This is a genomic window from Streptomyces capoamus (genome assembly GCF_014654935.1).
GTDB lineage: Bacteria > Actinomycetota > Actinomycetes > Streptomycetales > Streptomycetaceae > Streptomyces > Streptomyces capoamus.
The window spans coordinates 1-641 of sequence record NZ_BNBF01000120.1; the positions used below are offsets into that span (position 1 = coordinate 1).

1 protein-coding gene is annotated in these 641 nt (G+C 67.6%); it reads right to left on the reverse strand.

Features of this window, described 5'->3' with window-relative positions; genetic code table 11:
• Window positions 1–599: AMP-binding protein (locus IE312_RS38060; protein ID WP_229900958.1), on the reverse strand; the 599-nt coding region annotated here is incomplete at its 3' end.
• Window positions 600–641: the final 42 nt, after the last annotated feature.

Consider the following 641-nt stretch of genomic DNA (forward strand, 5'->3'; position numbering starts at 1 on the left):
CCCCGCTGCAACGGCCCGAACAACTCCGGCACCGACACATCGAAACCCACCGACGTCACCAGCATCGTCCGGTCCTCCGGCCCGACCCGGAAGTGCTCCAGACCCCACCCGATCCGGTTCATGATCGACCGGTGGGAGACCACCACACCCTTCGGCCCACCCGTCGACCCCGACGTGAAAATCACATACGCCGCATGATCGGGACCTATCCCCACACCGGGGTTGTGCGAGGGATACCCGGTCACATCCGGCAGCTCCTCCAGCACCAGCACCGGATCCGCACACCCCACGATGTGCGCCACCCGCTCCGCCGGCAGATCCGGCTCGATGGGCACATACGCCGCCCCCGCCTTCACCACCGCATACACCGCCACCACCAGATCCAACGAACGCGCGATCCGAACCCCCACGAACCGCTCCGGACCCGCACCCCGCTCCCTCAGCCAGTGCGCCACCCGGTTCGCCCGATCGTTCAACTCCCCGTACGTCAGCGACTCACCCTCGAAGACCAACGCCACCCGACCCGGATCACACGCCACCCGCTCCTCGAACGCCGACACCAACGTCCCCACCGGCACCAGACCACCGGTGTCATTCACCCCCCGCACCAACCACTCCCACTCCCCACCCGACAACACGTC